The organism is Novipirellula rosea (assembly GCF_039541335.1).
GTDB lineage: Bacteria > Planctomycetota > Planctomycetia > Pirellulales > Pirellulaceae > Novipirellula > Novipirellula rosea.
On the sequence record NZ_BAABGA010000037.1, the window covers coordinates 17,629 to 43,953 of the forward strand.

20 protein-coding genes and 1 CRISPR repeat array (1 of these 21 only partly in view) are annotated in these 26,325 nt (G+C 54.5%); of the genes, 5 read left to right on the forward strand and 15 right to left on the reverse strand.

Features of this window, described 5'->3' with window-relative positions; translation table 11 throughout:
• Positions 1-176: a CRISPR direct-repeat array (repeat unit 36 nt; unit sequence GTGCTCAACGCCGAGTGGCGTTAACGGATCAATCAC) (it extends 2,010 nt beyond the left edge of the window).
• 264 nt (positions 177-440) lie between these two features.
• From cas2 to ABD971_RS15315, 10 genes are all read right to left on the reverse strand, one after another.
• Positions 441-740, reverse strand: coding sequence for a CRISPR-associated endonuclease Cas2 (cas2, locus tag ABD971_RS15270; RefSeq protein WP_345323454.1), 300 nt, complete (start codon positions 738-740; stop codon positions 441-443).
• Positions 741-754: 14 nt separating this feature from the next.
• On the reverse strand, positions 755-2,446 hold the full coding sequence (locus ABD971_RS15275; protein ID WP_345323456.1) for a type I-MYXAN CRISPR-associated endonuclease Cas4/Cas1: 1,692 nt from the start codon (positions 2,444-2,446) through the stop codon (positions 755-757).
• On the reverse strand, positions 2,443-3,111 hold the full coding sequence (cas5, locus tag ABD971_RS15280) for a type I-MYXAN CRISPR-associated protein Cas5/Cmx5/DevS (protein ID WP_345323458.1): 669 nt from the start codon (positions 3,109-3,111) through the stop codon (positions 2,443-2,445). Before cas5 ends, ABD971_RS15275 begins: the two co-directional genes overlap by 4 nt.
• Positions 3,108-4,016: a type I-B CRISPR-associated protein Cas7/Cst2/DevR gene (gene cas7i, locus ABD971_RS15285; RefSeq protein ID WP_345323460.1), complete on the reverse strand. Its 909-nt coding sequence runs from the start codon at positions 4,014-4,016 to the stop codon at positions 3,108-3,110. The genes cas5 and cas7i overlap by 4 nt, the downstream gene beginning before the upstream one ends.
• 50 nt (positions 4,017-4,066) lie before the next feature.
• Positions 4,067-5,719, reverse strand: a complete 1,653-nt coding sequence (cas8a1, locus tag ABD971_RS15290) for a type I-MYXAN CRISPR-associated Cas8a1/Cmx1 (protein WP_345323462.1) — start codon at positions 5,717-5,719, stop codon at positions 4,067-4,069.
• Entirely contained in the window at positions 5,703-6,311 is a 609-nt protein-coding gene (gene cas6 / locus ABD971_RS15295; RefSeq protein ID WP_345323464.1) for a type I-MYXAN CRISPR-associated protein Cas6/Cmx6, read from the reverse strand. The genes cas8a1 and cas6 overlap by 17 nt, the downstream gene beginning before the upstream one ends.
• A gap of 105 nt (positions 6,312-6,416) precedes the next feature.
• A complete protein-coding gene (gene cas3, locus ABD971_RS15300) occupies positions 6,417-8,747 on the reverse strand; it encodes a CRISPR-associated helicase Cas3' (protein ID WP_345323466.1) in 2,331 nt (776 codons plus the stop codon).
• 609 nt (positions 8,748-9,356) lie between these two features.
• Entirely contained in the window at positions 9,357-10,919 is a 1,563-nt protein-coding gene (locus ABD971_RS15305) for a hypothetical protein (protein WP_345323468.1), read from the reverse strand.
• 51 nt (positions 10,920-10,970) lie between these two features.
• The gene (locus tag ABD971_RS15310; RefSeq protein ID WP_345323469.1) at positions 10,971-11,516 is read right to left on the reverse strand and encodes a hypothetical protein; all 546 of its coding nucleotides are present in this window, start codon (positions 11,514-11,516) and stop codon (positions 10,971-10,973) included.
• Positions 11,491-11,949 carry an RNA polymerase sigma factor gene (locus ABD971_RS15315; RefSeq protein WP_345323654.1) on the reverse strand — a complete coding sequence of 153 codons (459 nt, stop codon included), beginning with the start codon at positions 11,947-11,949 and terminating at the stop codon, positions 11,491-11,493. The genes ABD971_RS15310 and ABD971_RS15315 overlap by 26 nt, the downstream gene beginning before the upstream one ends.
• A 978-nt stretch (positions 11,950-12,927) precedes the next feature.
• On the opposite strand from ABD971_RS15315, the gene ABD971_RS15320 reads away from it, so the two are divergent.
• On the forward strand, positions 12,928-14,598 hold the full coding sequence (locus ABD971_RS15320) for a hypothetical protein (RefSeq protein WP_345323471.1): 1,671 nt from the start codon (positions 12,928-12,930) through the stop codon (positions 14,596-14,598).
• Between the two features lie 407 nt (positions 14,599-15,005).
• On the opposite strand, the gene ABD971_RS15325 is transcribed toward ABD971_RS15320, so the two are convergent.
• Positions 15,006-16,841 carry a TIGR03960 family B12-binding radical SAM protein gene (locus ABD971_RS15325; protein ID WP_345323473.1) on the reverse strand — a complete coding sequence of 612 codons (1,836 nt, stop codon included), beginning with the start codon at positions 16,839-16,841 and terminating at the stop codon, positions 15,006-15,008.
• A gap of 124 nt (positions 16,842-16,965) precedes the next feature.
• On the opposite strand from ABD971_RS15325, the gene ABD971_RS15330 reads away from it, so the two are divergent.
• Complete coding sequence (locus ABD971_RS15330; RefSeq protein WP_339936824.1) at positions 16,966-17,295, forward strand: Rieske (2Fe-2S) protein; 330 nt, start codon at positions 16,966-16,968, stop codon at positions 17,293-17,295.
• Between the two features lie 162 nt (positions 17,296-17,457).
• Here the strand turns inward: ABD971_RS15330 and ABD971_RS15335 are convergent, their stop codons facing one another.
• Together ABD971_RS15335 and trpB are read right to left on the reverse strand one after the other, a co-directional pair.
• Complete coding sequence (locus tag ABD971_RS15335) at positions 17,458-18,141, reverse strand: metal-dependent hydrolase (RefSeq protein WP_345323475.1); 684 nt, start codon at positions 18,139-18,141, stop codon at positions 17,458-17,460.
• A 37-nt stretch (positions 18,142-18,178) separates the two neighbouring features.
• Positions 18,179-19,405, reverse strand: a complete 1,227-nt coding sequence (gene trpB, locus ABD971_RS15340) for a tryptophan synthase subunit beta (protein WP_339936828.1) — start codon at positions 19,403-19,405, stop codon at positions 18,179-18,181.
• A gap of 121 nt (positions 19,406-19,526) precedes the next feature.
• Here trpB and mutM point away from each other — a divergent pair, with 121 nt between their 5' ends.
• The gene (gene mutM / locus ABD971_RS15345; protein ID WP_345323477.1) at positions 19,527-20,396 is read left to right on the forward strand and encodes a bifunctional DNA-formamidopyrimidine glycosylase/DNA-(apurinic or apyrimidinic site) lyase; all 870 of its coding nucleotides are present in this window, start codon (positions 19,527-19,529) and stop codon (positions 20,394-20,396) included.
• Between the two features lie 313 nt (positions 20,397-20,709).
• The gene (locus ABD971_RS15350; protein WP_339936832.1) at positions 20,710-21,756 is read left to right on the forward strand and encodes a prenyltransferase/squalene oxidase repeat-containing protein; all 1,047 of its coding nucleotides are present in this window, start codon (positions 20,710-20,712) and stop codon (positions 21,754-21,756) included.
• 154 nt (positions 21,757-21,910) lie between these two features.
• Here the strand turns inward: ABD971_RS15350 and ABD971_RS15355 are convergent, their stop codons facing one another.
• Positions 21,911-23,209 (reverse strand): PQQ-binding-like beta-propeller repeat protein, encoded by a 1,299-nt coding sequence (locus tag ABD971_RS15355; protein ID WP_339936834.1) that lies wholly within the window; start codon positions 23,207-23,209, stop codon positions 21,911-21,913.
• A gap of 290 nt (positions 23,210-23,499) precedes the next feature.
• Here ABD971_RS15355 and ABD971_RS15360 point away from each other — a divergent pair, with 290 nt between their 5' ends.
• A complete protein-coding gene (locus ABD971_RS15360) occupies positions 23,500-25,419 on the forward strand; it encodes a sulfatase-like hydrolase/transferase (RefSeq protein WP_345323480.1) in 1,920 nt (639 codons plus the stop codon).
• Here ABD971_RS15360 and ABD971_RS15365 read toward each other — a convergent pair.
• On the reverse strand, positions 25,416-26,276 hold the full coding sequence (locus tag ABD971_RS15365) for an RDD family protein (protein WP_345323482.1): 861 nt from the start codon (positions 26,274-26,276) through the stop codon (positions 25,416-25,418). The genes ABD971_RS15360 and ABD971_RS15365 overlap by 4 nt on opposite strands.
• Positions 26,277-26,325: the final 49 nt, after the last annotated feature.

Sequence of the window (26,325 nt, forward strand, 5' to 3'; positions counted from 1 at the left end):
AACGCCGAGTGGCGTTAACGGATCAATCACATCACTTGGGCTGCTATGACGCAGGCGTTTTGCGACATGTGCTCAACGCCGAGTGGCGTTAACGGATCAATCACGATGGAGTGAGGTCATGCGTAAACATCACCAATCCAGTGCTCAACGCCGAGTGGCGTTAACGGATCAATCACAGCACTTCACGTAAGTGGCAGCGATGCAACGACTTACCGCCTGCCTTTTCATGGGTGTCGTTACGAGAAGATACCGGTCGTGCTTTGCGGTTGCAATTGCGGTCTTCCAAAACGTGGTAAGCTCCTTCGCAGCAAAGACTTGCGACCCACTCATGCATCGTGGCACGAAACGTGAAGTAAAAAATTGAATGCAACAACCAGATTAACAAAGATCAACAGTTCCGGGGACCATCTCTTGGACCGCCAAGCTCCGATGCTTGAAAGTTAGAAGATTTCAAAACTGGGTGGCGGGTCACCCCAATCGCTGCGGTCGCCGCGTGAGTGATCGTTTACTTTTGCGGCACAGCGGTCGCACAGTGGAATGACGAGCAAATCGTCTTCGCTGGTCATCAATTCGGAAAGTTTCCAGCGTAGTTTCTCTAAACGCTCTGCAGTCGCGCGTACACGAAAGAGACTGTATTGAACCCGCTCACCGTACCCCTCGAGCAGTTTGGCAACCCGGCGCAGTCGCTTCGGATCGCGGACGTCATACGATACCAGGTTCCATTTTTGTTGTGAGGTCATGTGTGGAATCTGTTCTAGCGAATTCGAAGCTGACCAAACGCACCGCTGCTACCACTCCACTCTTTCTCCAATAGACGCAGTTCCAGCTCCACCATCCGACCGTACTCTAGCGACTGGTCGGTGTACGGGTCACGATACGATTCAGTCAACCGCGTTTCAAACAGCGTTATCGCTTTCTTGCGGCCTTTGTCGGACAACCAAACGTGTCCGGGGAAAATTTCAAAGTCGGAAGCCTCGTCCCATTGACCGCGGTTGAGACTGCCCACCAATGGCATTTCCCACAGCAGCGTGCGGAACAACTCCATCACGTCCATCACGAGGGGCGGAGCGGTCGTGCGTGGTTGGTGAAAGTAGCCGAACGCTGGTTCGAGGCCAATTGTCAAAATCGTGCGCTGGACAAGTCCAAAGATCATCGAGTAGCCGTATGACAGCAGGCAGTTCAGTCGGTCTCGCGGCGGGTGTTTGGTGCGGCCGTTCATGCGAAGGGATGCGGGCACACGATCAGAAAGAAGTCGGTTGAAAGACGAGAAATAGTGACGTGCCGCGATGCCTTCTTCGCCTCGCAGCGAATCGAGCGATTCAGCCTTTTCCGCTCGTGAGACCGCGCGGCGAATCATCTCAATATCGGCTTGCGCTGCCGCACGAGCGGTTTCATTACCACGGGTTCCCCGCAGCAAATATTGAAGCTGGAACTGAATTTTCGCGACCACTGTCACACGAGCCAACTGTAAACAAACGTCGGGTTGCGTCAGTGCGGTGAATTGTCGGATTCGTTGCCGGACTCGGCCTGGCGTTTCCACCATGCCAGTGACCCGTCCACCAGCAGTCACCCACTGAACTGCGATCTTTTCGTGGACACAGCCAGCGATAGCTTGCGAAGTGATTTGAGCTCCGCCATACAGCACCACGGCATCGACTTGTTCCATCGGGATTTTTTTGGTGCCTTCTTCGGTTTCGACGTGCAATTGCCTAGCCGATCGTTTGACAGTTGCGGGTACGGTGGTCACGTGCAACGTGCGGCGATCTCGTCGAGAGGGAAACAACGTGGCGCGATCACGTTCGCCTTCGGGCTGAGCAGTGATACGTTCTTCTTCGGGCAGACAGACGACTCGCAGGCTGCATCGGCGACAGAGTTTTTCGTTGTCGGTCACCGGCGGTCGATCGGTCGAACGACGAAGACGACGCATCATCTCGACTGCGGCATGGACTTCCGCACGAATAGCGTCATCGATGGGCACTCGAACGGTCAAGTTGTCTTGGTGATAACGAATGCGTCCTTCGGTGACACTTTGGCCGAGTTGTTCTTCGAGCAGCATCGCGTACGCAGCAACTTGCAACCGATCACTGGGCCAAGCCATCGGTGTCTTGTCGTTACTACTGGCTCGTTTGCAACGTCCCTTCTTGTGTTCGTAGGCGACCCAGTCGCTATCTCGGATGCGTGCTGCATCCACTTTGCCGAACAGTCCGAGCGAGTCCGACGAGACCTCAAATGACCGGAGTTCTCGTGAGTCATCGTCGAGTTTCGGAACCCGTTCTTCGTGCAATCGCCTTCCCGCGTACACGCGGTCATCGGCTTCGTACAAGCCTTCGACCTCTTCCAAGTAGAATAGCCTTTCACAATACAGCAACGCATGCAAAGCCATTACCCGGATCGGTGGTTCTTCGGAAGCAACAACGGTGACGTTAGAATCCGAGTTGGCGGTCATTTGTTTGTGACCATCATTGGATTTCGGATTTGAGGTAACCTCTTGACATTGGGAGGTTCGAGATTTGCGTCCATCAAACGCCCCAACGCGTTTCGTGTGCCCGACGAACCGACGTGATCGACCCATACAGGAAGCGTAAAGTTCCCACTCTTGTCGAGCAGGAACAAACGAACTGATTCGTCAGCCAAATTGGGAGCACGCTCGATTGGTAGTACTTCGTCGACCATGTGCGTACTTTCCCCCAAGCTCAATCCACCGAAACGCGTTATGCGATGACGGCCATCGTTCGTCAAGGACTCGGCCACACGATGCTGTAACGTGTCCACGTCTTGCTGCTCTTCTTCGCTCGAGTCCAGCCAAATAACTAGACGGACATCGGTCAATAGCTCTTGATAATCCGGGCGCACATTCGCACCGTTTCCCAAGCCGAGTTTCTTATCTTTGACTCGCCAGAGTTTACGAAGTACTGTACTCTCGTGAGGATGGCCGATCACGCCCGCTGTGCAACGAGCACCGATATGACGTTCACGATCGACTTCGCCAACCATCGACAATAGGAAACCGTAAACCGTCGAGGGGGCGGGAAGGGGCAGCGTTTCCCAATACTCGCGAGCCGCGCCGCGGCGAAACGAAGCGATGGGTACGGTCACGTACAAGCCAATCATGCCGACACCGTCGCGATGCGATCACATACCGCTTGTGTGGCTGATTTGATTCCTTCCTTCACCTCCGCTCCCATTTCGGCTAACGCTTTGCCTGAATCCGTCGTTGCTAATTCGCCGCCAATGATCAATTCACTTGCCTCGATATCGCCGGATCGCACACGACGGACGAGTTCTTCAGCCGAAAGTGTGTGGCCCGCATCCGGAGTCCCGAAGCAATACAGCAATCGCGGTGCGGGGTCTTCCGTCACACGAAACACAATCGCAGCGGGCGAGAAGTCGAACAAGAATCGTCCGTGATTTCCTGCGACGGTTCGAAGGTTCGCAATCGCTTGCAGTGCTTTGGCTGCACGATCGCTTTGCCTCAGACGATCAGGCGTCATCGCGATCCCGTATTGGTAGCGAGTCGCGTGAATTTCAGCTCCGTACGGAACCGGATTATTCCCCTTTTTAGCGGCTGAAGGCGTCGCGCCGGGTGAAGCGGCGTTAAAGGTCGTATCGCCTGCCCATGGCGTCAGGCTGACCGCACGAGTGACCTCCAAAACCGCCCGTCGCACCTTTGCCGATCCCGCTTTGCCTTCTTCCTTTGCGGCTTCCGCTGACATGTATCCGAGCAAGTCATCGTCGATGAACGTATCACCCCCTTTCTTGGCCCAACCATCGAAGCCAGGTTTTTTCCAGTCGTTGGATCGTGTGTCCTCGTTCCAAGTTCGGTTCGTGCCGCTGGACTCCATCGCTGCGAGATGTCTTCGTGTTTCAAAACGTATGGCTTCGGCGCTGACGGTGGTGTGAACAGCACCTTTCCAAATCAGTTTTTGGAGCGTGGTTGTGTTGCCTTCAGTCTCACCGCGGTTGTTCGCGGCAGTTCCATAATCGGTGACGATATTGGCGAAGATGTGCAGAGTCATTTAATAAGGTTCCTCGAAAATTGAAATAATAATTTTGATTGGGATCGCGTTTATGTAGCTAATGAATCCCCGTCCTCTGATGCTTCAGCCACCGCAGCGAGTTCCTTCGCTCCTTTGCCTTGGTAACTCGCTAACGCCAATAAAGCCAAGTCACGTGCGTGCTGCCAACCGGATTCGTCTAGCCACGGAAGCACGTCGGTCCAGTTCGCTTGCAACTCTTTGTTAGCTGGTACTCGACTGAACAGATCGCAAATTGAATGGCGAAATTGGTCGGCTGTTTTTGCACCGGAAAAGGCCAACCGCCAGCGATCGTATTCGCTGCGAAACCGATTTTGCATCGCGGCTTTCTGATTTGCTGTTTCACTGGCAATTTGCCCGTATCGTCCGCGCAACGCGTGATGGACGGCTCCGACGAGGGCCATCTGTCCAGACTTATCCCAAACGTCTGCATTGATCATGCTTATCAATCCCGTTCGTTCAAAAGGCAAGCGATCACGAAATGGTTTTCCGTTTGCCGGATCGCGGTCAACAAACAGTTTTGTAAATCCAACAAACCAATCACGACGATGAGCCAAATTGTCGGCGATTAAAGGCCGCACGATACTATCGCTCCAAAAGAACTCCTCGCGTTCGATGGACTTGGCTGTATTGCCTTTGCCGGATTTCTCGGTCACTTTTCGAGACGCTTTCCGGGGAGCAAAATAGTCTTTGGCGTAACGGAATATTTCCAGTTGTCGAGCGTCTAGTGGTTCTATCTTGTCGGCAGCAACTCGCGACTTTTGTTGAGTGGCCCACGCAGTGGGGCGGAACACAAACGCCGTCACGGAGGCAACCGCAAGTTTCTGTTGAGTGTCATCACCTCGCAGCCGAGCGTAGAGTTGCAAGACCGCATCACCACTGCCGCCAATCAGGCAGTCACGGTAGCTCTGAGGTGTGATTTTGCGTCGATTGACGGCGAACAATTGCAGGTCTTGTACATCCGGCACCAGCAATACGGCAGAGCCACGGTTGATTGGTAAAGCCAATGTTCCGATTGGGGCGAAGTAGGCAGCCAGCAGTTGTGGCACGCTACCTTCATACTTCGTTTGCCCCGCGAATCCATTGTGTCGTACGGCTGCACCTGGATAGAGCGTTCCAGGGAGCTCGGCCGTTTTTTTCGATAGCGTTCCGCTCTTTTTGTCGACTAAGTCTTGGTAGCCGTCTTGGTGCTTGTACCAGTCAATTTCGCGGAATGTTAATTCAAATTGATTGTCTTCAATCGGAATGGATTTAGTGACATCTGACTTCCCTCCAGCGCGAGTTTTCCCATGCTGCAAAAACGTCAGCAGTAATCCGCGTTGAAGATTGATTCGCACTGATTGTGGTTGTTTGCCGATATAGGTCGTTGGCAAGTCGATGGTTCGCTCGTTCAAACCGAAGGCAATCCGGAAAATTGGCTTGAAGACGTCCTCTACTTTTTCTGGATCAGCGAAATTGAATCGTATTTTGTCCGAATTCAAATTCCACGGAACACCTTCGTCAACCCAAGACTCGGGGATTTCATCTTCGTCATATTGATCGCTTTGAATCGAACGTTCGATCCATTGCAACGTTGTTGCCAGTCCGCCCAATCCCGCACGAAGTAACAGGTCCATCTGAGGATCAAACAGGCTGACTTCCAAATGGTCCGGTGGCGCGGTTTTCAATTTAGCTGTCTTGGACATCATTGGTCTCCTGGCAAGGAACAAATACACCACACCCCATATGCCGCCGCCCACCAATCCCGCCAGCGAGTACTTTTAGCGAAGACTCGTCGTCGAGTTTGGATAATGTCGTCTCAAAACCGAGTATTTCGTTTTGTTTCACGCGAATCGTTCGTTGACGCCCTACGCTGATCTCCGCCTCCGCAATTTCCAGTTTGTCGAGTTGTCGCTGTACGGCTTCTGTGAATTCATTTGGTTCAAAAAAGCCTTTAATCGTTACAAGGCGAGCACGTAATCGCGAAGCGGGTTCGATTTGCTGGACTGTAGGAACGCCAAGGGTGAGAGGACGCCCCGCTAGCGAGATCTGTTTGCCAGCGAGCGGAAGAAACTCGCCAACACGATCGACTGTTGTACGAACGACTAAGCGACTCGACCTCGTCAACGCCATTTGCCTCCCGCCGACTTGTCGGCCAGCGATTGGGGCCAATGCAAACCCGTTGCCACCGTGAACAGTCGGTATCAACTGAGTGACCGCTCCCAGCAATGCATAGCCATGATCGGCCGGGATAGGAGATTGCCCCTGTGCCGGGAACGACAGTTCAATTAATTGCATCAAGGTCAGTGATCCTTTGTTAGATTTATGCATGCGTTGAGCACCTACATTTCGGTTGCCAAGGTTCATGATGGGAAGCCAAAAATACGTTAACGCCATCGGCGATCAAAGAATCACAAAGGTGCTCCACACGGCACCTGTTTTGGGGCAATAATCGATTGCGGTGTCCGAAGCGACGGGGAAGCCTCCGTGTCGAAGGTCGTTCAGTTTCCAGTTGTCACTGGTTGGATAGTTCATGGGTAATGTGTAGGCGACGACTGAACGATCTCGCTTAATTTCCTGCAAATCGTTTTCACGAATCACGGTAACTCCGTATCCGGCGGCGCGAATCGAGTCGACGAGGGTTTCCATCCCGCCAGTGAGCCAACTACTTGTTTCGGCTTTAACCTTGCTCGTTGTATCGATGGCTCGCCACGCGTCGACGAGTTGCGATTGAGAGATTGGCTCTGCGCCCAAGTTGCTTAACCATGCTCGCGCCTGTTCAAGTTCACTTTGGTCATACGGTGCCGATGAAAATTCACCGTCGTCTCGTATAGGTTCAATTACTACGAATGGTCGAGGTGGGCGTTCCTCCTCGGGTTTCCCTGGGTGGATTGCGCGGTTGAGTCGTCCAAGTCTTTGGATAAGTGCGGGAATCGGAGCGAGTTCAGTAATAAGCAAGGTCGTATGCTTCAGGTCCAATGACATCTCGGCGACTTGACTCGTCGTTGCACAGCCAGCGTCGCGCGAATCAAACATCGCGGTCACTTCGTTATGTCGATCAACACGATCTTTGTAAATAAATCGACTGTGGTATACGCTGGCGCTGCAGTCAGCCAGTTCGATGCCGAGTTTGCGAGTTCGCTCGACCGTATTGCTGATCCAAAGCACGCGTCCACCCGAATCAAACTCATCGCGAACAAGCTCTAATGCATCCTCTCGCGTCAAGGTCTCGTCCGACTGATAGCGAATGTATCGAGGCAGTTGCTCGAGATCTCTCGGTCCAGGAACACGGCAAAAGCTCCGTTTGGCCTTCTTAGCAGCTTTTTCAATGGCCTCTCGACGGGATATCGGCAGACTCGCCGTCATCACGAGCACCGGAATGCCCGGCAACTCACGCAGAAACGTTAATAGATTCCCGAACAATACGTCGTCATAAGAATGAACCTCATCAAACACAATTGCTGATTGTGATATTGCGGGCCAGGAGTACAAACCGCGTCGTTGGTTTTGCAGAATCAGTAGCAGCGAGTCAACGGTGCAAGCAACGATTTTAGTATCCCAAGCCTTGAGCGATTCGACACGGACAGAGGCATCGTCCATATTGTCGTCGAGTTCTCGCGTCCCAAGTATCTGCAGCTTGTCGTATTGCTGGCGACTATGAAACAAATCCGCCCCATCGATGACCGATTGTTTGGACGGATCATTTGTTTCCGCTTCCAATAGATAGCTTTGAAATCCTGCTGTTGCGGTGCCCGTCGTCGGGTAGCAGAACCAAAGTCGCCGCCCAGCGTGTTGCTGGCTAGCCCACATGTAGGCGGCGACTGTTTTGCCGCTTCCGCAACCTGCTTCGACCAGTGTGATACTGGCGTCAGAATCGGCAATCGCTCTTTGAAATTCTCGTGGAGAATGGCTTTCGAGGCGATTGGTCACAATCGATTCGATTTGCCCAGGTGCTGGGCGTCGATTCAAAGTTTCGGCGATCCAACTTTGTCTCTGTGACTCGGTGTCGATGTGTTCCCACAATGCCGATCCAGCGACATCACTGGCGACGACGCACGCTTTCACACATGCACAAAAGCGTCTCCATGTAACCTCCATTGCGATTTCATCGTTAACGAAATCAGTAAGCCGATCCACCATTTCGCGGAACTGTCCTGCGCTGTCATGGTCGTTTGCACCACCGAAAACGACAGATCGAATCTCCGAGGGAGGGTCACCAAGCTCAAGTTGCGACTGAATTTGGCTCAAGCAAGAACGAAAATTTTGGTGCTCGACGAAAACTTTAGCTTGCTCGCTATTAAATTCCGCCATCTGCGGCGAGCATCGATCGTGTTTCGGATGGTGCCCCGCAACCGCTGCCATCGCGACATGCCAACATCGCTGGCAACTGTTTACGGCGGGCAGAAGCCAGGCTTTCACTGCAGGCTGCTCCGCCAGCCAAACTGAAATCCATTCGTGGCGAATCGCCTGAGGTTGTGGTTCCCCAGCGATCATGCGCTGAAAGTGGTTGTTGGCTTTGCCTAAATCGTGGATCGCTGCAGCTAAAAGCACGGTTTTACGAAAACGGTCCTGCCACTGAATCGGGACCAGTCCAAACGCGGACAATTGATCGTGTCCGCTCACGCTGACAATACTGATTGCTGAATCAAAAACGTCCGCGAGATGTTGTAGCAACGTCGCATGTTGTGAAGGAGACGTTCCATCGACACTTTTCGCGAGCAAGTATTGTGGCATCAGCGCATTTTGAATGAAGTCTGTTTCCAGCACGGCGAAAACGAATCATATCCGTGCTTTCTATCTACCATTTGAGAATATCTAATTTAATAGCTCGCGTGACACGTTTGGTCACGAAGGGCGGATAGTGAACATTTTCTTTCCAGCGAAATGCGTTGTTCCATGGCAATTGGAAGCATCTACTTGGCAAGCCTTCATGCAGCTAAGATGTGATCGGATTGTTTCTTTGCCGTCGTCTCTGGAGAGCAACGGCAAGCATGCGAGGTTAATTGTATAGACTTTTGCTGATCGGCGGCAACCCGGAGGCAATTAGGTGAAAAGCTTTGCTGCGAACGATGTCGGGCGGGAAGTCGGAGGCTTTTGCGGCGGAACGTTGCATCCGTACCCTTCTGCTGTTCGCTCCCCCTGACAAGCCCGTCGCGAAAGTGAATCACAACCATGCCATTGATTCGAACGTATCGGCCCTCCTGTTTTTCTGACTTCATTTTTCTGTAAACGATTTACAATCGGTCGACTGCGAACAACCAAACTGAAAACAGACGTTTTGTTGTTTCTGCCGCGAACGACTCCTTTCACTATCTCAAATCGATGTACACCTCCGTTGGTGCCTTATTTAGCTATCCGTAGGATCAGTTGGTGTTGCATTCCAGGTACAGGAAAGCCTTTCAGCACCGCATGGTCGTCTTTTCGTTCGTACTGAAGCAAGTTTCCGGTGAATGGATCGACCGCTGCGGGCACGTCGAGTACCTCGAGCGATGGTGGCAATTCCGAGTCGTGTGCGGCAGCGTACATCCGAATCGCTTCGATCGTTCGTAGCATCGCAATGTTTCGTTCGCAGCCCGCTTGCGCATTTTTTACAGCCACTGAAAACGATGGAGACCATGATTGGACCGGCTTGGCAAACAACCCCGCGGACTGTGCCTCGGTTTGCATCCTTTTTTCGAGCTCGACAAAAGCGGGGTTCGTGCGAATTTGCCAATAGGGCAGCGTCGTCCATTTGTAGTATTCGTCTCGCCATCGATCCAGAAAGCGGACCATTGCCAAGAAAACCGCCTGCGCGGTTGGATACTTCTCAACTTGCTCGGGCTTCAATTTCTGCTCGTCGACCAAGTACTTTTTGGCACTGGGATAGGCATCCAAGATGAATTTCTCGATTGTTGCTCGAATCGCGTTGGGATCTCCGGTGGGAAGATTGAATTCGACTTCCAGCGACCTCAGTTTGGGTAGTAAACGATCGACGAAGTCTTTCCAATAGCCTGCGGAGCGAGGCGTTTCGTCAATCTCAGCAAGCATCTTTAGTTGCAAGTGCATGAATTCACGTTCCACGTCAAAGGCTTGTTCCATATCGATTAGCGGCGTCGGCATTGCGGCGAACGCCCAATAAAGATTCGGTGCTTGGGCGTGTTGCAACAGATACAAAGCATCGTTCCAAGCAATCGAAGCGATCGAATTTCCGACGAGACTTGAAACAAGAAAGTCGTCACTGCCGATGTGCCGAGCCATTGCGAACAATTGCCCCAGTATTTCAATCGCGTCGTCCACACGCCCTTCGGCAATTGCGACGCGGCAGCGAAGGCTTTGGTTGCGAGCCAATTCACGAAAGTTTTGAATCTCCGGCAACAGGTAGCCGAACATATCATCATCGATCAGCTTGAGGTTTCGGTTCAGATCAAAATGCCGACGACTGGCGGCTTCCCGAAGAAATCCCGTCTGGAAATTCGTGAATTTCAAGTACGCTTTGACCTCATCGATCGGCAAGTCGTTAGGTGCCGTCGAGAGCCATACATACGGTCTCATCTCGTCTCGCGTTTTACCTTCCGCTTCGGCTTGTTTAACCGCGTTCGAAAAAAATTCCGAGAGCGAATGGCGGGGGCCTTGTTGTTCGAGGAAACCGGCGGCTTTCAAGTAGTACAGGGCTGCGTTTCCAGGCATTGCATCGAAGCCGCGTGGGATCAGATGATATTTCAAAGCTGGTTGAGGTTCCGCAGCCGGATGCAGGACGAGCTGTTTCGTCATGATGACGATGTCGGATTCATCCGTTTCTTGCTGCGACCATCCATCGGATGTTTTTGCTGATTTCGTCGCTGACTGATCGGCGTGTGATTGCATGCAATAAAGACAGACCAATAGCAATACAATCAGCCTGGAAAAAACTTGGATGGATTGGGGCATCGTATTAGTTCGGAGAAGAGGACGAAATTAACCGATAGATTGAGTGCGAAATCATCTTCGTACGCCGAGAAGTTCCTTGATCAGTTGCTCGACGTTGGGTGTTGTATGGCTGGCGAGTGTTTCACCATCCATTGACGGGATTTCACGAACACTTGGTTGGAACGTCATGACTGGTTCGCTTTCAGACAAACTTTGTCGCGACGCTAAGTTTCCTGCTGTCATCGGCACAAGAATCTTCAAATCAGGAGGAGTGGCTGACCGCAACGGATTGCTGCTTGATTCTTGATGGACGAGATGCTCCTGAGGGAACACTGCCGATTCTTGGTTTGTGGTAGTCGAATCACCGTCGGGGCTTAGCAACAAAAACGTCACGAGCACGCCAGCGGCAAATCCGCATGCGGACGCGGTTGCTAAATGGAATCGATTTCGACCACGTGTGTTTGCCGGACGAACGACAGGATCATTGGACCCGGCGATCGCATCGAAAATCGCTTCAGCATCAAAGCCTACCGGGCGTGGCTGAAATTTCTTCAGCTGTTGCTCGAATGAGCGTACATCGCTGTGTACCGCATCATGATTGTGGTTGTTTTGATCCATCATTGACCTCGGGGTTCTGTGTTTGATCGATCGACTGTTTTAGTGTCAGCAGTGCCTGCTGGTAACGACGATGAACGGTGCTGAGCGGCAGCGAAACTAGGTTTGCGATTTGTGCGAACGAAAGTTCGCCCCAGATTCGAGCGACGACGATCTCACGATCCTGCTCCGCCAATTGGCTTAGCATCCTTTCGCAATCGGCTGGATCGTCGTCATCGTTTTCCGCAGGGATGAACCACGATTCCAGTTCTTGGCCCGCTCGTGTTTGGTGCTTGCGGCGTCGTGAGTCCGCACGTTCCAAATTGATCGCCCGGCGCCGTACCGTGGTGTACAACCACGCGATGGGGTCATTCGGAAGCGTTGTTTGTTTCATTAGCTCGATTAATGCTTCTTGAACCGCGTCCTCGGGGGCGCGACACCACTGCCTAGCGTACAGCTTGAGTGCGCGGCTTGAGCATCGATCAGTTGCTGCAGGTGCGTTGCGTCAATTGGTTTCACCTTCTTGGACCACTCTGTTTTCGTACGCTCGATTCACAATTGGTGTCTGTTAGGGGTGATGTTCGGCCGCTGAACATTCAATGACAGGGGCGGCTGATTCACCTAATCGCTAAATATCAGCGCAGGCGGGAAAATTCGTCCTTGCATCTCACCGCACATACAGATGTCACCGGGTAGTGCGTATTTTCTCACTGAAATTTGAAAATGCATCCATTTTCTGTTTGGGCGGCAATATACGCAGGACAAGCAAGAGGCTAATTCCTGCTTGCACTGCCCACGAATCGTACAGAGTACGTCGCAATCATCAAATCGAATGATGCCTTTTGTCAAATCTGCACCAGCCAACCCCGTTTTCTTTCGCCGTCTGCTGAAGGTTAAAAAATGGAAGGTTAAAAAATAGCCTGCCATGCCCCCCAATCCACTCGTATCGGCCCTCCCATCTTCTAACCTTCGATTTTTTAACCCTTTGTTTGTTTGGGTTTCAAAAAGCATTCGGCTAAAACACGCGGCTTCACCAGACCGGAGTTAGGAAAGAAATGTGAAGCCACTACGATTTTAGCTTTACGTCGCGATTGTCCTTTTCGATGCTTGCCGCCCAACCTATTAGTCTGTCGCAACAAGTTTTCTGTCTTCCGTGAACGCTTCGAGTTAGGTTCATTTTTAAGACCAGTCAATCTGAGCAAATAGTTACGTCAGCTTTTTATATCGAGCTGCGTTGGTTTGTCCGATGTAGCCGATACGGCCTTGCAAATGTTCGCGTTCAACCCCAAAACTCGTTGCCGGGTGGATGACATTTACTTCGCAGCCCGTGCATTCGTTCGTTTGAAAATTTGGGTAACGAATTCTCATTACAGACGTGGAATACGCTAGGATATCCCGGTCGTGTCCCTCGTTTCGCTCGCGTGAAATCGGAAGAATGATGTTATCGCAATTGCCACTGTTTCGCATCGCGAGTTGTCTTTGGGGGTGCCTGAGTACGGCGAGCTTATTTGCGGATCCACCTCGCATTATCACTTGCGGTTGGAATGCACCGACGACCATACAGTTTGCTCGTGATGCGTCGCGGATGCAATCGTCTGGGTTTAGTGGAGCGGTGTTGGATATTCGCCCCGACGCCGGAATGCCGCATCCGTTTTGGTCTGCCCACAGTCGCGATGATTGGTCGTCGTTGACGTTTGGCGCTGGCGTCGATCCATTGCGAAATGCCGATGTCGGCAAATTGACCTCGGCTTATCTACTCGTCAAAGCGAACCCAGGCGACGTTGATTGGCTGGACGATGAGGGCTGGGCCGCAATTGTGGATCACTGGCGTATCGCCGCACGGATCGCCAAACGTGGAAAGTTGAGAGGTTTGTTGTTTGATCCGGAACCCTACAGCGAACCGTTTCGCCAATTTCAATATTCGCGTCAGGAAGCTGCCATCGACCATTCGTTCGAAGCGTATCGTGCGGCGGCCCGAAAACGAGGCCGCGAAGTCATGACCGCGGTCATCGCCGAGTTTCCCGAAGCCGAATTGGTGAGCTACTTCCTGATGAGCTACCTGGTTCGTGATCATCGCTATCGCGGCCCCTCGCCAGTCGGCCGCTCCGACGAATCTTGGTGTTTGGCGGGGCACTCGTATGGGTTGCTGCCGGCGTTCTTGGATGGTTGGCTCGATGTGTTGCCGCCCACCGTGACGCTCTTCGATGGGTGTGAGTATGCATATTGGCACAAATCGGCGAATGACTTTGCCCAAGAGGCGGACGATGTTCGCCGCCGCGGTGTGCAGTTGGTGTCACCCGAGAATCGTGATAAGTATGCGAAGCAATTGAAAGTCGCTTTCCCTATCTACATGGATGCGATGCATCCGGATCTGGCAGGACGTTATACGCTCGAGCCCGAGAGCCCCGATCGATTGGCGTTACTCCGCCGCAATCTCGCAGCGGCGATCGACTATGGCGACGGTTTGGTGTGGATTTACGGTGAACATGGACGCTGGTGGCCTGAGCCAGGCGAGACGGCACTGTGGCACAACAAAGATGTCTATCCCGAGTGGCCGACTTTGATTCCCGGATGCGACGTTGTGCTGAAGGAGGTTGTCGAGGCAACCGGAACTCGGCCCGTTGCAAAGCTGCAGCCATTGTCATTGCCGGATCGTCGCGGCGCGACGCGAAACGATGTTGCGGTCCAGTGGTCGACGTGGGTGGGTAATGGACCGATGGCGGACACACCGTCGGGCGACGCTAACGTCAGCGAAGATGTCGTCGTGATCCGCGGTGCTGCAGAAGCAGCGGGTTTGGCGACGGTGACGGTTGAGCCCAACGAGCAGTTCCGCGTTTCAGTTCACGTCCAGCAAACCGGTCGTGCCCTCACGAGTTTAGCGGTCCAGTTCAAAACGGCGGATGGCAAATGGTTGGAATCAAACTCGCACAACGTCGTCGCGTTTCCCGAGGATGGTGTACCCGAGTCGTGGCGAGCGATTCATGCAACGGTCACCGTTCCGGAGGACATTTACACGATGGTGGTGATTTGTTCGGCGGTACAGCAATGGGATCAAAGTGATGTCGTCCAGTTCAAGGACTTGCAAATCGAACGGGTCACGCCGTAGTACAGTTAGGGCACCGAAGTGTTTGTGCCGGACTGCTTAAACGTTGGTATTGATGTGATCTTGGGTTCCGCTAGCGTACTGTCACCTCTCCCGGCGAAGCTGGGAGAGGTCGAACGGGCCCTTAAGGCCTCGTTCGGGTGAGGGCCGACCGCGCAACTGTGCTTGCAGCAGGCCTCCGCTTGCTCGGTCGCCCTCACCCGAGCATTGCTAAAGGCTCTGCTCGACCTCAGCCAAACCAAGGAGACTGCTGACTTAGTAGCATTGATTACAGCCCAGCGGGCGGCACACTCTGCCGTCAGTGTGTCGGCCTCCGGCCTATGGGACTGCTGCTAAAGCAGCCGTCTGTGAAAGTTGGTGGAGAGGTAGCAGACCAACGGCACCAAAAATATGAGACAAGCATCCCCCTACTACGTGGCGTCGGCCATGGCGGCCAACTGCACCGTTGCCCTGCCCTGCTCTTTCTCTAAATACGCACGACCGAATTTGACGTTGACGTGATCCCACGGCAATTTGTCCATCATTTCGTACTTGTCATGGACTTGTCGCTCGACATCCAGTCCCGCATCTTCGATCGCAGACCACCAACGCTGGGGATCGAGGTATTCCGTCCATCCATCCATGCGAGCACCACGCTCCCATGCCAAACGGACGACTTTGCCGGTACGACGATCGCCTCGGCTGAGCACCCCTTCAAGCAGGCTGGTTTCGATGTCGTGACACTTGATGTTGACGCTGCGGATTTTGCGGCGACTCCACAGGTATTTGTGAGCCCATTTAAAATACTCGCGGCGCTGCATCCCGTTCCACTGGTACGGCGTATGTGCCTTGGGAACAAAGTTGGAAACCGACGCGGTCACGCGGGGATAGCGGCCTTTGACCTGTTTGCCCACCGTCGCGATTTCTTCGGCCAAGTCGACGATGCCATCCAGATCGACCGGGCGTTCACCCGGCAAACCGCACATGAAGTACAGCTTCACCGCTTCGTAGTTGTTCTGGAACGCGACGCGGCAACCTTCGATCAGATCGCTGTTCTTGATCTTCTTGCGGATTTGTTCCCGCATGTCGTCGCGTGCTACCTCGGGTGCTAGCGTTAGCGAGCTACGGCGATCATTGCCGATCAATTGAGGCAACGTGCGAAGTTGATCGTTCACTCGCAAACTCGGTACGCTGATGTTCACGCCAAGCGGGCGAAACACCTCGTGCAGTCGATGGATCAGCGGGGCGAAGTGGGGGTAATCGCTACTGGAGAGCGACAGCACGCTGATCTCGTTGTAGCCGGTATTGCGATAGCTCTCGATCGCCGCGTCGACAATCGTATCGACCTCGCGGATTCGCAGCGGACGTTTGATCACGGTGCTTTGACAGAAACGGCAAAGATGGGGACAGCCACGCATGATCTCGATTGCAATCCGGTCGTGCACGCATTCGATGTAAGGCACGATCGGCGAGGTCGGCAGCGGGATGCCATCGAGATCACTGATCACGCTGGGGGCGATCGTCGCGGGGACGTCATCGCGGGTGCGAGAGAGCGAAACGATGCGGTTGCTTTCGTATTCGGGTTGATAGAACCGCGGCACGTAAGCATACGCAAGTTTTTGAGCGATTTCCGCAACCGCCTCTTCACGCTGCCGGCGTCCTTCGTCGCCGCCAGCGAACGTGCCATCGTCGCGTCGATATCGCTCTCGCAGTTCAATCCACAGATCGCAGATCTCGGGCAGTGCCGGTTCGCCATCGCCCATGATCATAACGTCGAAGTAATCGGCCATCGGTTCGGGGTTTTGGCAACAGGGGCCTCCGGCAACCAGCAGCGGGTCGGCCATCGTGCGATCGACTGATTCAAGCGGCAAGCCTCCCAAATCGATCATCGTCAGCACGTTGGGCGAGCTGATTTCGTACTGAAGACTCAGCCCGATTACGTCAAAATCGGCAAGCGAGGTGAACGTTTCGAGTGAATAGAGCGGGATCTCGTGCTTTCGCAGCAGCGACTCCATATCCGGCCACGGCGTAAAAACTCGCTCGGCACACCAATCATCGCGGCGATTCATCAACGAATACAGCACCTGCAACCCATGATGGCTCATTCCGATCGTGTAGGCATCGGGGAACCCCAGACACAATCGGCCTCGCAATTGCCGATGATCCTTAACGACAATATTGCGTTCCCCCCCCACGTATTGGGCGGGCGTTTGAACATGCGGCCAAACCCGGGACTCAAGTAATCGGCGGCGTTGTTGATTAATCATAGTCGCTGAATTCCAATCGTTGTCAGGTAGGGGAATCGCTGCTTCATCGTTAAAGTAGATGCCGTATCGAAAAGCGGATGATCGGGCTCAATCTGAAACCATAACAAAATATGAGGATATTTGCGTGAGCGATTTTGAAACGGTGGGTAAAGTCAGTGACTTTGAAGAAGGCGTCGGACGCGCGGTTCCCGTGGATGGCCGGATGGTCGCGATTTTTCGCAAGGGCGAGGAGTGGTACGCGATCGACGACCTTTGTCCCCATATGGGCGCGTCGTTGGCCGAAGGTCATGTCGATCCTGAAACCGACGTCGTGACCTGCCCCTGGCACGCATGGCGCTTCTGTATTCACGACGGAACGTGGGAGGACAACCCGCGAGTGAAAGTCGATTGCTTCGAAGTCAAAGTGGTCGGCGATGACGTCCAAGTTCGCGAGAAAGAAGCTCCGTCAGAATAATGTCGCTGATCGCTCCGCGATTCTTTGCGTTTTTCTTACGTAGCGGAACGCGTCAAGAGTTTCGATCATCCTGGACAAGGAAATGGTCATTCATAACGACGAAAGTCTTGACGACTTCCGCTACACTACGCTCGACCCTGATTTCTAGCCCCGAGCCGAACCCTAAACCGTAAAACTCTCGCCTACGCTCAGTACGACCGGGATCGCATCGGTTTCGCTGCTGATCCGTTTCGCCCACGCTTCGGCGTCCTGTTCAATCGGAGGCCATGTGTTGTAGTGCGTCGGCAGCACGCATTTCGGCTCGATCAAGTTGGTCGCTTCGATGCTGTCGTCGATCCCCATTGTGAACAGGTCTCCGATCGGCAGCACCGCGACATCGACTTGGTGTGCGAACAACCGCATGTCTGAAAACAACGCGGTGTCACAGGCAAAGTAGATTCGTTTGCCATCGATCTCGAGAACAAAGCCTGCAGGATTGCCGCCGTACGATCCGTCGGGCAATTGGCTGCTATGCAGTGCCGGAACCATCTTGACGGTGCCAAATGGCAGCTCAGTCTTGCCGCCCAAATTCATGCCAACGGTGGATTGCACTTGCTGTTTTTCCGCAAACCACTGGGCGATCTCGAAAATCGCCACCACGGTACTGTCATCGCGATTAGCGATCGCCGCCACATCGGCGACATGATCAAAATGACCATGGGAAACTAGAATGTGGCTGATATCCCGGTGGTCATCCGTCGTCGATTTGGCGGCGGGATTATCGCTGAAAAAGGGATCCAGCAGGATGCGATTTTCGTCGGTTTCAATCAACCAGCTAGCGTGGGATAGCCAGGTTAGTTTTAACATCAGGAATCTCGCTGAAGGTCAGAGGAGGTGAAGCGGGTTACCAGGTTTCGCCACGGAGACGGGCGATTTCCATGGCGTCTTTGTCACCGCGGCCGGACAGACAAACGACGAGATGTTGATCGGGTTTCATCTCGGCGGCCAACGTCATCGCCCGAGCGACTGCGTGACTCGATTCGAGGGCCGCGATGATCCCCTCGGTGCGTGCCAATTGGTCGAACGCCTTCATCGCCGCATCGTCAGTGCATTCCAAGTAGTCGACTCGTTTGGTGTCTTTCCAATAACTGTGCTCGGGACCGACGCCGGGGTAATCCAAACCGGCGCTCATCGAGTGGACATTGCACGTTTGGCCGTCTTCGTCTTGCATCACATAGCTGAAGCTGCCGTGCAGGACACCTGGGCTGCCGTAGGTCAACGGGGACGCATGGTCGCCGGGCGCGGTTCCGCGTCCGCCGGCTTCGACACCGACCATGCGAACACTATCGTCTTCGACGAATGGATAGAACATACCGGCTGCGTTGCTGCCACCGCCGACACAAGCGACCACACAATCGGGAAGCCGATCAAACGAATCGCGGCACTGTTCGCGAGTTTCGCGGCCGATCACCGATTGGAAATCGCGAACCATCATCGGGAAGGGGTGCGGTCCGATCACGCTGCCGATGATGTAGTGCGTATTTTCGACCGACGCCATCCAATCTCGCATCGCTTCGTTGACAGCGTCGCGAAGCGTTTTGGAGCCACTTTCGACAGGACAGATCTCGGCGCCGAGCAGCTTCATGCTGAACACGTTCGGTTTTTGCCGGCGAATATCTTCGCTGCCCATATAGACGGTGCACGGCAAACCGAAATGGGCACATGCCGTGGCGCTGGCGACACCATGCTGGCCCGCTCCGGTTTCGGCGATCACTCGCGTTTTGCCCATGCGAAGGGTCAGCAGGGCTTGCCCGATCGTGTTATTGATTTTGTGGGCACCGGTGTGGTTTAGATCTTCGCGTTTGAGCCAGATTTGCGCACCGCCGACCGAATCGGTCAGTCGTTTAGCATGATAGAGGGGGCTGGGACGACCGACGAATGTCTTTAGCAGCGACGTCAATTCGCGTTGAAACTCAGGATCTTTCTTGGCCTTGTCGTACTCTTCGGCGAGTTGGTCCAACGCTCGGGTCAGCGTTTCAGGAACAAAGCGTCCGCCAAAATCACCAAAACGCCCGCGAATATCGGGAACCGATGCGGTGGCGTGGGGGGCTGCAGCTTCTTCCAGGCTCATATTGGGTCTCTAAACAGGATCTCTGAACGGGGGCTCTCAAAATAGCAATCAGTTTTCGTTAAGATTGTCGCCCGAGGTCAATCGATGGTCAATGCAGCGATCACGTGCCAAAAGAGAATCTGTGCCTGAACTACCCGAAGTCGAAACCATGCGCCGGGGGGTGTTGCCGATTGTCGGCAGCCGGATTGATGCCGTGATTCGGCCGCCCTGCGAGCGTAAGCCGATTTTGATGACGCCGCGAATCGATGCGTTTGATCGTCGGCTTCGCGGAAAACACATCGTCGACGTCGATCGCCGCGGCAAACGCGTGATGCTGCGAATCGAGGATGCACAAACGGTCGTGATCGAACCTCGCATGACCGGTTTGGTGTTGTTGGCGGATCCACCAACGCTGGAGCATCTGCGGCTGCGGATCACGTTGACGGGGCCTGCGGGGGACCAGTTGTTGTTTTGGGATCGCCGTGGCCTGGGAACCGTCCGCTTGTTAACACCCAAGCAGGTCGAAACGCTCGTCGACGCCAAGCTTGGAGTCGATGCACTGGCGATCACGGCGGAACAGTTAAAGGCGAAATTAGGGAAGAGCCAACGGGCGATCAAAGTCGCCTTGTTGGATCAAGCGGTGGTGGCGGGAGTGGGGAATTTGTATGCGGCAGAGCTGCTTTTTTTCGCCGGCATCGATCCTCGCACTCGCTGTGATCGGCTGACATTGGCTCAGTGGCAGCGAATTGAGTCGGCGATGCGACATGTTTTAGAGGAAGCGATTCGGTACGAGGGCAGCACTTTGGGGGATGGGACCTACCGCAACGCGCTTAATGGCGAAGGTGGCTATCAAGCCCATCATCAGGTCTACGCTCGTGCCGGCGACCCCTGTCCCCGCTGTTACGACGGCGTGATTCGGCGAATGGTCCAGGCCCAGCGGAGCACGTTTTTCTGCCCTGTTTGCCAGCAAAAGCGTGGTCTGCACCGCCTCGTCGTACCCCTACCCGCCTAAAAAATCCCCCCTTCCCCGTAGCGGAAGTCGTCAAGACTTTCGGCGAATATCGAGTGCGTTATTGCATCTCGCTTTTGGGGTAGTGGACGAGGCGACGAGTCCCGGGGTTATCTTTTCTTGCGATCGACTCGTTGCCTCGTCCACTTCGCCCGACCCTAATTTTTTACCTGAAACCAAACACTCGTCCCCGTTTTCACGAATAATCGAGGTTGCAGTTCGTCGCGGCGAGCCGAATCGCTAGAATGAAGGGCGTGAGCTAATCGCCACTCGCTGTATCTCGAATTTGTCCCTTCAATACGTCACCGACATTCTCATGACGCAAAAAACATCACGCCGAGACTGGCTTCGTACTGCTGCGGTTCTGTCGGTTGCCGGAGCCACAGCGGCGAGTTCACGTACTGCGTACGCCGCCCGCGATCCTCGCTGGAACGACACGATCACCAAGGGGCTCAATTGGCTCAGCCGCACGCAATCTTCGCGTGGCCAGTGGAACACGCAGGCTTATCCCACCGCACTTGCGGCATTGGCCGGTACGGCGATGATCGGCAGCGGATCGACGACCACACAAGGACCGTACGCGAAAGAGATCGCCAGAGCGGCCGATTATTTGATCAGCAAGAGCCGCGACAACGGTTTGATCGGTGATCCCCAGTCGGATCCCCGCTACACCTACGGGCACGGATTTTCGATGCTGTTTTTGTCGCAAGTGCTGGGCGAGGAAGGGTTGTTGGATCGCCGCGAAGAATTGGTCGAAGTGTTGACCAAGGCGGTGGAGTTCAGCGGGAATGCACAAACCGCCGCGGGTGGTTGGGGCTACGTCTCGGCTCGCGAGGGAAATGATTTTGACGAAGGCTCGACCACGATCACTCAGGTGCAAGGGCTTCGCGGTTGCCGCAACGCGGGGATTCCCGTTAGTGCCGAGGTGATCACGAAAGCGAAGGAATACATTTACGAGTGCAAAAACCCTGATGGCGGCATTAGCTATAGCAGCCGCCAGAAAGGGAGCAGTCGGCCGGCGATTACCGCTGCCGCACTGGCCGCACTGTACAACGCCGGTGATTACGACAGCGAGCATGTTCCAGAGATGTTGACGTATGCCAAGGAATCACTGCATGACATCAGCGATTCGACGCGAGCGTTTGGCCATTGGCATTACACGTATTTGTATTACAGCCAAGTGGTCTATCGCCAAGGCGACGAGTTATGGACGACGTTCCGCGACCGTTTGTACGACCGCATTGTCAGCGAGCAGCGACCGGACGGTTACTGGGAAGGCCAGATTCATCCGGTCTACGTGACCGCATGCAACTTGATCATGTTGCAATTAGATCGCGGCTACCTGCCAATCTACCAACGTTAAAATGGGGGATAGGCTTTCAGCCTGTCTTCGTCGCCCCCACGTAGTGGATCTTGCTAAAGATCCGTTTGTAGGGGTGATTTCCCGTCATGGATCTTGTCTAAGAACCATTGCAGCAGGGATCTTTAGCAAGATCCACTACGTTAGCTCAAGTACTTTAGCGGGCGATGTCGAAGGCGAAGATCAAGTCCTGGTCGCGGATGATCAGCATCTGGTCGGCGACCACTGGGTGCGCCCAGATGGCGCCCTTGTCGCGTGGCAGTTCGGTTTCGCGTGGCAGCGTTAATGTGCCTTTGGGCTTCCACTCGGCGCGATTCGGCTCGACCAAGACGACCGATCCTTCTTCGTCGTTATAGCAATACAGCATGCCATCGGCAAAGCAGATCGATCCGCTACGATTGGGACGCATCTTTTGCTCCCACAAGGTTTCGCCACTCTCCAAGTCTTGTGCCAACCACATCCCGCCGTTGGCTTTGGTGCATCCGTAGATCACTCCGTCATGCAGCACGACGCCACCGTGATGGTTCATCATCGATTTGCCAGCCAAGTGGTAAACCGATTCGGCTGCGATCTTTTCGCCGTCGGCGTTTAACTTCAGCAGCGTGTTGCCCGCCCCGTAATCGCTGGTGTGATACAGCAGATTTTCGGATAACACGGGGGTGGGGATGACGGCGACATCATTTCCCGTGGTCGGGTCGCTGAAGACTTGCTTTCCCGATTTAGTATCGACAGCAATCAGTCCTGGTTTGCTGGCGGTCACATAAAACGACTTGCCGCCCACGTCACCTTTGATGATCGAAACGTATTGCGCGGGGGCGTTGATACCTTGGCTGCTCCACACTTTTTCGCCGGTCTTGCGATCAAACGCGACCATGAAATTGGCTTCGCCCGGCGTCACAACGACTCGGTCGCCGTCCACCAACGGCGATTCGGCATAGCCCCACTTTGGGATGCTGCCGCCGTGATCGCTGACAAAATTGGTGCTCCACTGGATTTTGCCGTCCGCTTTTGAAAGTGCCGCGAGTTGCCCGATATCGCTGAGCACAAAGACTTGGTCGCCATCGACGGTCGGCGTGCTGCGCGGTCCGCCACCCCAGCCGTGGTTGTAGTCGTCGTCGGTGCTGCCGCGAGCGACTTCGGTTTCCCAGATCTTTTCGCCAGTCTTGGCATTCAGGCAGATGGCAAAACACTTTTCGTCATGCGAGCCCATCGTATAGAGTCGTCCATCGACGATCGAAACGGCTGAGTAGCCGCGTCCCGCACTGGTGAATGACCAGCGAAGCCGGGGGGCGGCGTCAGCCCATGATTTTTTCAATTCTTGTGGGGCAGCGTGGCCATCGCGGTTGGGGCCTCGCCATTGAGGCCAATCGGCATCGCCGGCGACCGCGAAAGAGCTCAACAGCAGACTGGAGGCCCCGAGCAACGAAACGCACGCAACTTTGGCAATAGACTTCATGGGTAGGGTCGAGCTTTGCAGGAAGGATTGGAGGTGGGTGTCGAGAGAGTCCACTATAGCAAATCGCAGGCCAGCTGGACCAGGGATATCAGGGTGCCTGAGCGTGACTCGGCAAACGCGGGCGATTGCGTCGATTCCAGGTCCCGGCGGACACGGGCGTTGTGGCATCGGTCGCAGCATCGTGCGTGGCGATCGAGTATCGTAGGAGACTGTCCAGTCGCTGGCCGCCAGTCGCTCGACTGCGACTCTACCCGCCCTCTTTTCCCCCATTCAACTTGCGAACCCGATCGATGCAATACCAACTTCGTTTCCATGTGATGGGAATGTTCTTGCTGTCGTTCGTCAGCCATGCGACCGCTCAAACGACGCGGCCCGTCACCCCCGCGACGCGGCCCAACGTGATCTACATCATGGCTGACGAACTCGGCTATTTTGAGCCTTCCTATATGGGCAACCCGATCATTCAAACGCCCAATATCGACCTCATGGCGGCCGAAGGCATTCGCTTCACCCAAGGCTTGGCGGGGTCGTCCGTGTGTGCCCCAACTCGCTGCTGTTTCTTGACCGGAAAACACAGTGGTCACACGTCGGTGCGGTCCAACGGAGGCGGAACGCCGCTGCGAGCGGACGAGGAAACGATTGCATCGATGCTAAAACCGCTCGGCTACGCGACGGGCGGATTTGGTAAATGGGGATGCGGAGGACGTGGATCGACCGGAGTCCCTGAGAAACACGGGTTCGACGTGTTTGTGGGCTACTACGATCAAGTCCACGCGCACTCGTATTATCCGCCTTACATCCTGCGGAACAGCGAAGAAATGCCGCTGGCGGGAAACCATGGCAACAGCAACGGTGACACCTACTCGCATTACGTGATCATGGGCGAGGCGACGAAGTTTATTCGCGAACACAAGGACCAACCTTTCTTCGCATACCTGCCGGTCACTCCGCCGCACGGCATTTTCGACATTCCCGATGACGATCCCGCGTGGGCCATCTACAAAGACCTAGCGTTGCCCGAGCAAGCGAAACGTTACGCGGCGATGGTCACGATGCTGGATCGCCAGGTAGGCGAGGTTCTCGGGTTGCTTAAAGAATTGGGGCTCGATGAAAACACGTTGGTGTTCTTCAGTGGCGACAATGGGGGTGCGGATTACTTTGCGTCAAAAGAGCAGCCACGTGGGGTGCATGGAGCCAACAAACATCCCACCACCGGAGTCGAGTTTCGCGGCAAGAAAGGAAACTTGTACGAAGGTGGGCTGCGGATTCCTGTGGTTGCACGTTGGCCTGGCAAAATTGAACCCGGCACCGTCAGCGATCTACTTTGGTACTTTCCCGATGTCTTGCCGACGATTGCCGAGGTGACCGGCGCAACCGCGCCGGCGGATATCGATGGGATCAGCATCCTGCCGGAATTAATCGGCGAAACCGCGGCGGGACACCCGCAGACGAAACACGAGTATTTGTATTGGGAAATCGGAGGTCAGACCGCCGTTCGGATGGGGAACTGGAAAGCAATTCAACCGAAAAAAGAGGGTGACTGGGAGCTGTACGATCTGGAGCGCGAGGTCAGCGAGTCGATGAACCTTGCCGAGGCGAACCCAAGCATGCTTGCCAAGCTAAAAGGCTTTGCCGAACAAGCTCATACACCGGTGGTCGAAGGAACGTTCGAGTCCAGGGAGCTACACGAGCGTGATCGCGCGGCGAAATTTGGGGGCAAGCCGCCTGTGAAGAAGACTCGCAAAAATAAATCCACGATCACGATGCCAACCAAGGGGATGTTATCTAATAAGGATTGGAGCGTGGTTCGATTTAGCAGCGAGAATGCCGGAAACCGCAAATTCGCTGGCAATGCCATCGATGGCGATCCCGAAACGCTGTGGCATACCAAGTTCAGTGGTGGCATCACGCCGCCGCCTCATGAATTGGTGATCGATTTAGGCGCGGTGTACCGTATCGAAGGCTTTGTTTATCTAGCTCGACAAGACGGCGGTTGGAACGGTGCGATCAAGAACATCGAGTTCAGTGTCAGCGATTCTGCGGACCATTTCGCCGACCCTGTTGTCAAAGCCGAGCTCGCCAAGACGCGAACGCCACAGACGATTCCGTGTGAGCCGGTCAAGGGCCGTTACGTCTTGCTGCGAGCGACATCGGAACAGGACGGACGCGACTTTGCGACGGTGGCAGAGTTAGGCGTGATCGGCAATTAGGCGTCGACCACGACAGTCTTTGCGAGTTTGTCGTGCAAGGTTTCGTGATCCTGTGTGAACAGATAAAACACGTCGGCCAACCCAATGAAGCCGCCGATCATGGGGATCGCAGTGATGGCGCCGAAACCAATGTTTCGTACGAGCACTCCTTGCAAAAAGCCAACTTGGACGCCGGTTTGTTTGTCCACAATTCGCGTTTTTACAAGCTTTTTGCCTAGGCTTTGCCCTGACATCGAAATCAGCACCATGTTGATGATGAACGGGACCGACATGATGAAAGCGCAGGCCATCAATAAGATCAGTCCGATTCCTGCTGCGGCTTGTTCACCGGCACCTTCAGCTGCAGGAGCCAAAGCGACGACCAATACCATCGCCAAGAAGAATCCGACTCCATTGAATAAACCATCAATCAAAGCGCCGCTAATTCGTTTCCCGATGCTGGCGATATTGCCGCTGCCTCGCGAAGGCATCGCTCCGCCAGCACCTACCGCGTAGGGGTTCACGCTGCCACCGCCACCACCACCTGGGGCTGGCCCAGGAGCGACCCCAGGGCGTGATACGGCGAGTACCGGTTGTTTCAAGTCGTCGTCGGTCAGTTCGTCAAACATCGCCGGATCAAAATCGCCCATCGATGGACCGGCCGGCTGCGGTGCGGGACGTTGCGTGACAGGACGCTGTGGTGCCGGAGCACGGTTGGGGTTCGCCGCCGCTGCCGGGCGTGCCGCTGCTGTGGCGACCGGTTTTGCGGCCCCGCCGGGGGCTCGTAATTGCTTTCCACAGGGGCATTTAACGACTTTTCCCGCAGCGGATTCCGGAATATTCAAGACCGCAGAACAGGCGGGACATTTGATCTTCATGTGCAGAATATGGCGAGCAAGAGGCGAAATGAACTTAGGGATGAGGGCC

Bases quoted from the DNA above. Each gene is read 5' to 3' on its own strand.
- cas5 (WP_345323458.1), bottom strand. From the start codon at position 3,111: ATGATTGGCTTGTACGTGACCGTACCCATCGCTTCGTTTCGCCGCGGC.
- ABD971_RS15360 (WP_345323480.1), top strand. From the start codon at position 23,500: ATGCAATACCAACTTCGTTTCCATGTGATGGGAATGTTCTTGCTGTCG.
- cas2 (WP_345323454.1), bottom strand. From the start codon at position 740: ATGACCTCACAACAAAAATGGAACCTGGTATCGTATGACGTCCGCGAT.
- ABD971_RS15275 (WP_345323456.1), bottom strand. From the start codon at position 2,446: ATGACCGCCAACTCGGATTCTAACGTCACCGTTGTTGCTTCCGAAGAA.
- cas6 (WP_345323464.1), bottom strand. From the start codon at position 6,311: ATGCAATTAATTGAACTGTCGTTCCCGGCACAGGGGCAATCTCCTATC.
- ABD971_RS15365 (WP_345323482.1), bottom strand. From the start codon at position 26,276: ATGAAGATCAAATGTCCCGCCTGTTCTGCGGTCTTGAATATTCCGGAA.
- ABD971_RS15325 (WP_345323473.1), bottom strand. From the start codon at position 16,841: ATGATTAATCAACAACGCCGCCGATTACTTGAGTCCCGGGTTTGGCCG.
- ABD971_RS15350 (WP_339936832.1), top strand. From the start codon at position 20,710: ATGACGCAAAAAACATCACGCCGAGACTGGCTTCGTACTGCTGCGGTT.
- cas7i (WP_345323460.1), bottom strand. From the start codon at position 4,016: ATGACTCTGCACATCTTCGCCAATATCGTCACCGATTATGGAACTGCC.
- ABD971_RS15320 (WP_345323471.1), top strand. From the start codon at position 12,928: ATGATGTTATCGCAATTGCCACTGTTTCGCATCGCGAGTTGTCTTTGG.
- ABD971_RS15305 (WP_345323468.1), bottom strand. From the start codon at position 10,919: ATGCCCCAATCCATCCAAGTTTTTTCCAGGCTGATTGTATTGCTATTG.
- ABD971_RS15355 (WP_339936834.1), bottom strand. From the start codon at position 23,209: ATGAAGTCTATTGCCAAAGTTGCGTGCGTTTCGTTGCTCGGGGCCTCC.
- cas8a1 (WP_345323462.1), bottom strand. From the start codon at position 5,719: ATGTCCAAGACAGCTAAATTGAAAACCGCGCCACCGGACCATTTGGAA.
- ABD971_RS15335 (WP_345323475.1), bottom strand. From the start codon at position 18,141: ATGTTAAAACTAACCTGGCTATCCCACGCTAGCTGGTTGATTGAAACC.
- trpB (WP_339936828.1), bottom strand. From the start codon at position 19,405: ATGAGCCTGGAAGAAGCTGCAGCCCCCCACGCCACCGCATCGGTTCCC.
- cas3 (WP_345323466.1), bottom strand. From the start codon at position 8,747: ATGCCACAATACTTGCTCGCGAAAAGTGTCGATGGAACGTCTCCTTCA.
- ABD971_RS15310 (WP_345323469.1), bottom strand. From the start codon at position 11,516: ATGGATCAAAACAACCACAATCATGATGCGGTACACAGCGATGTACGC.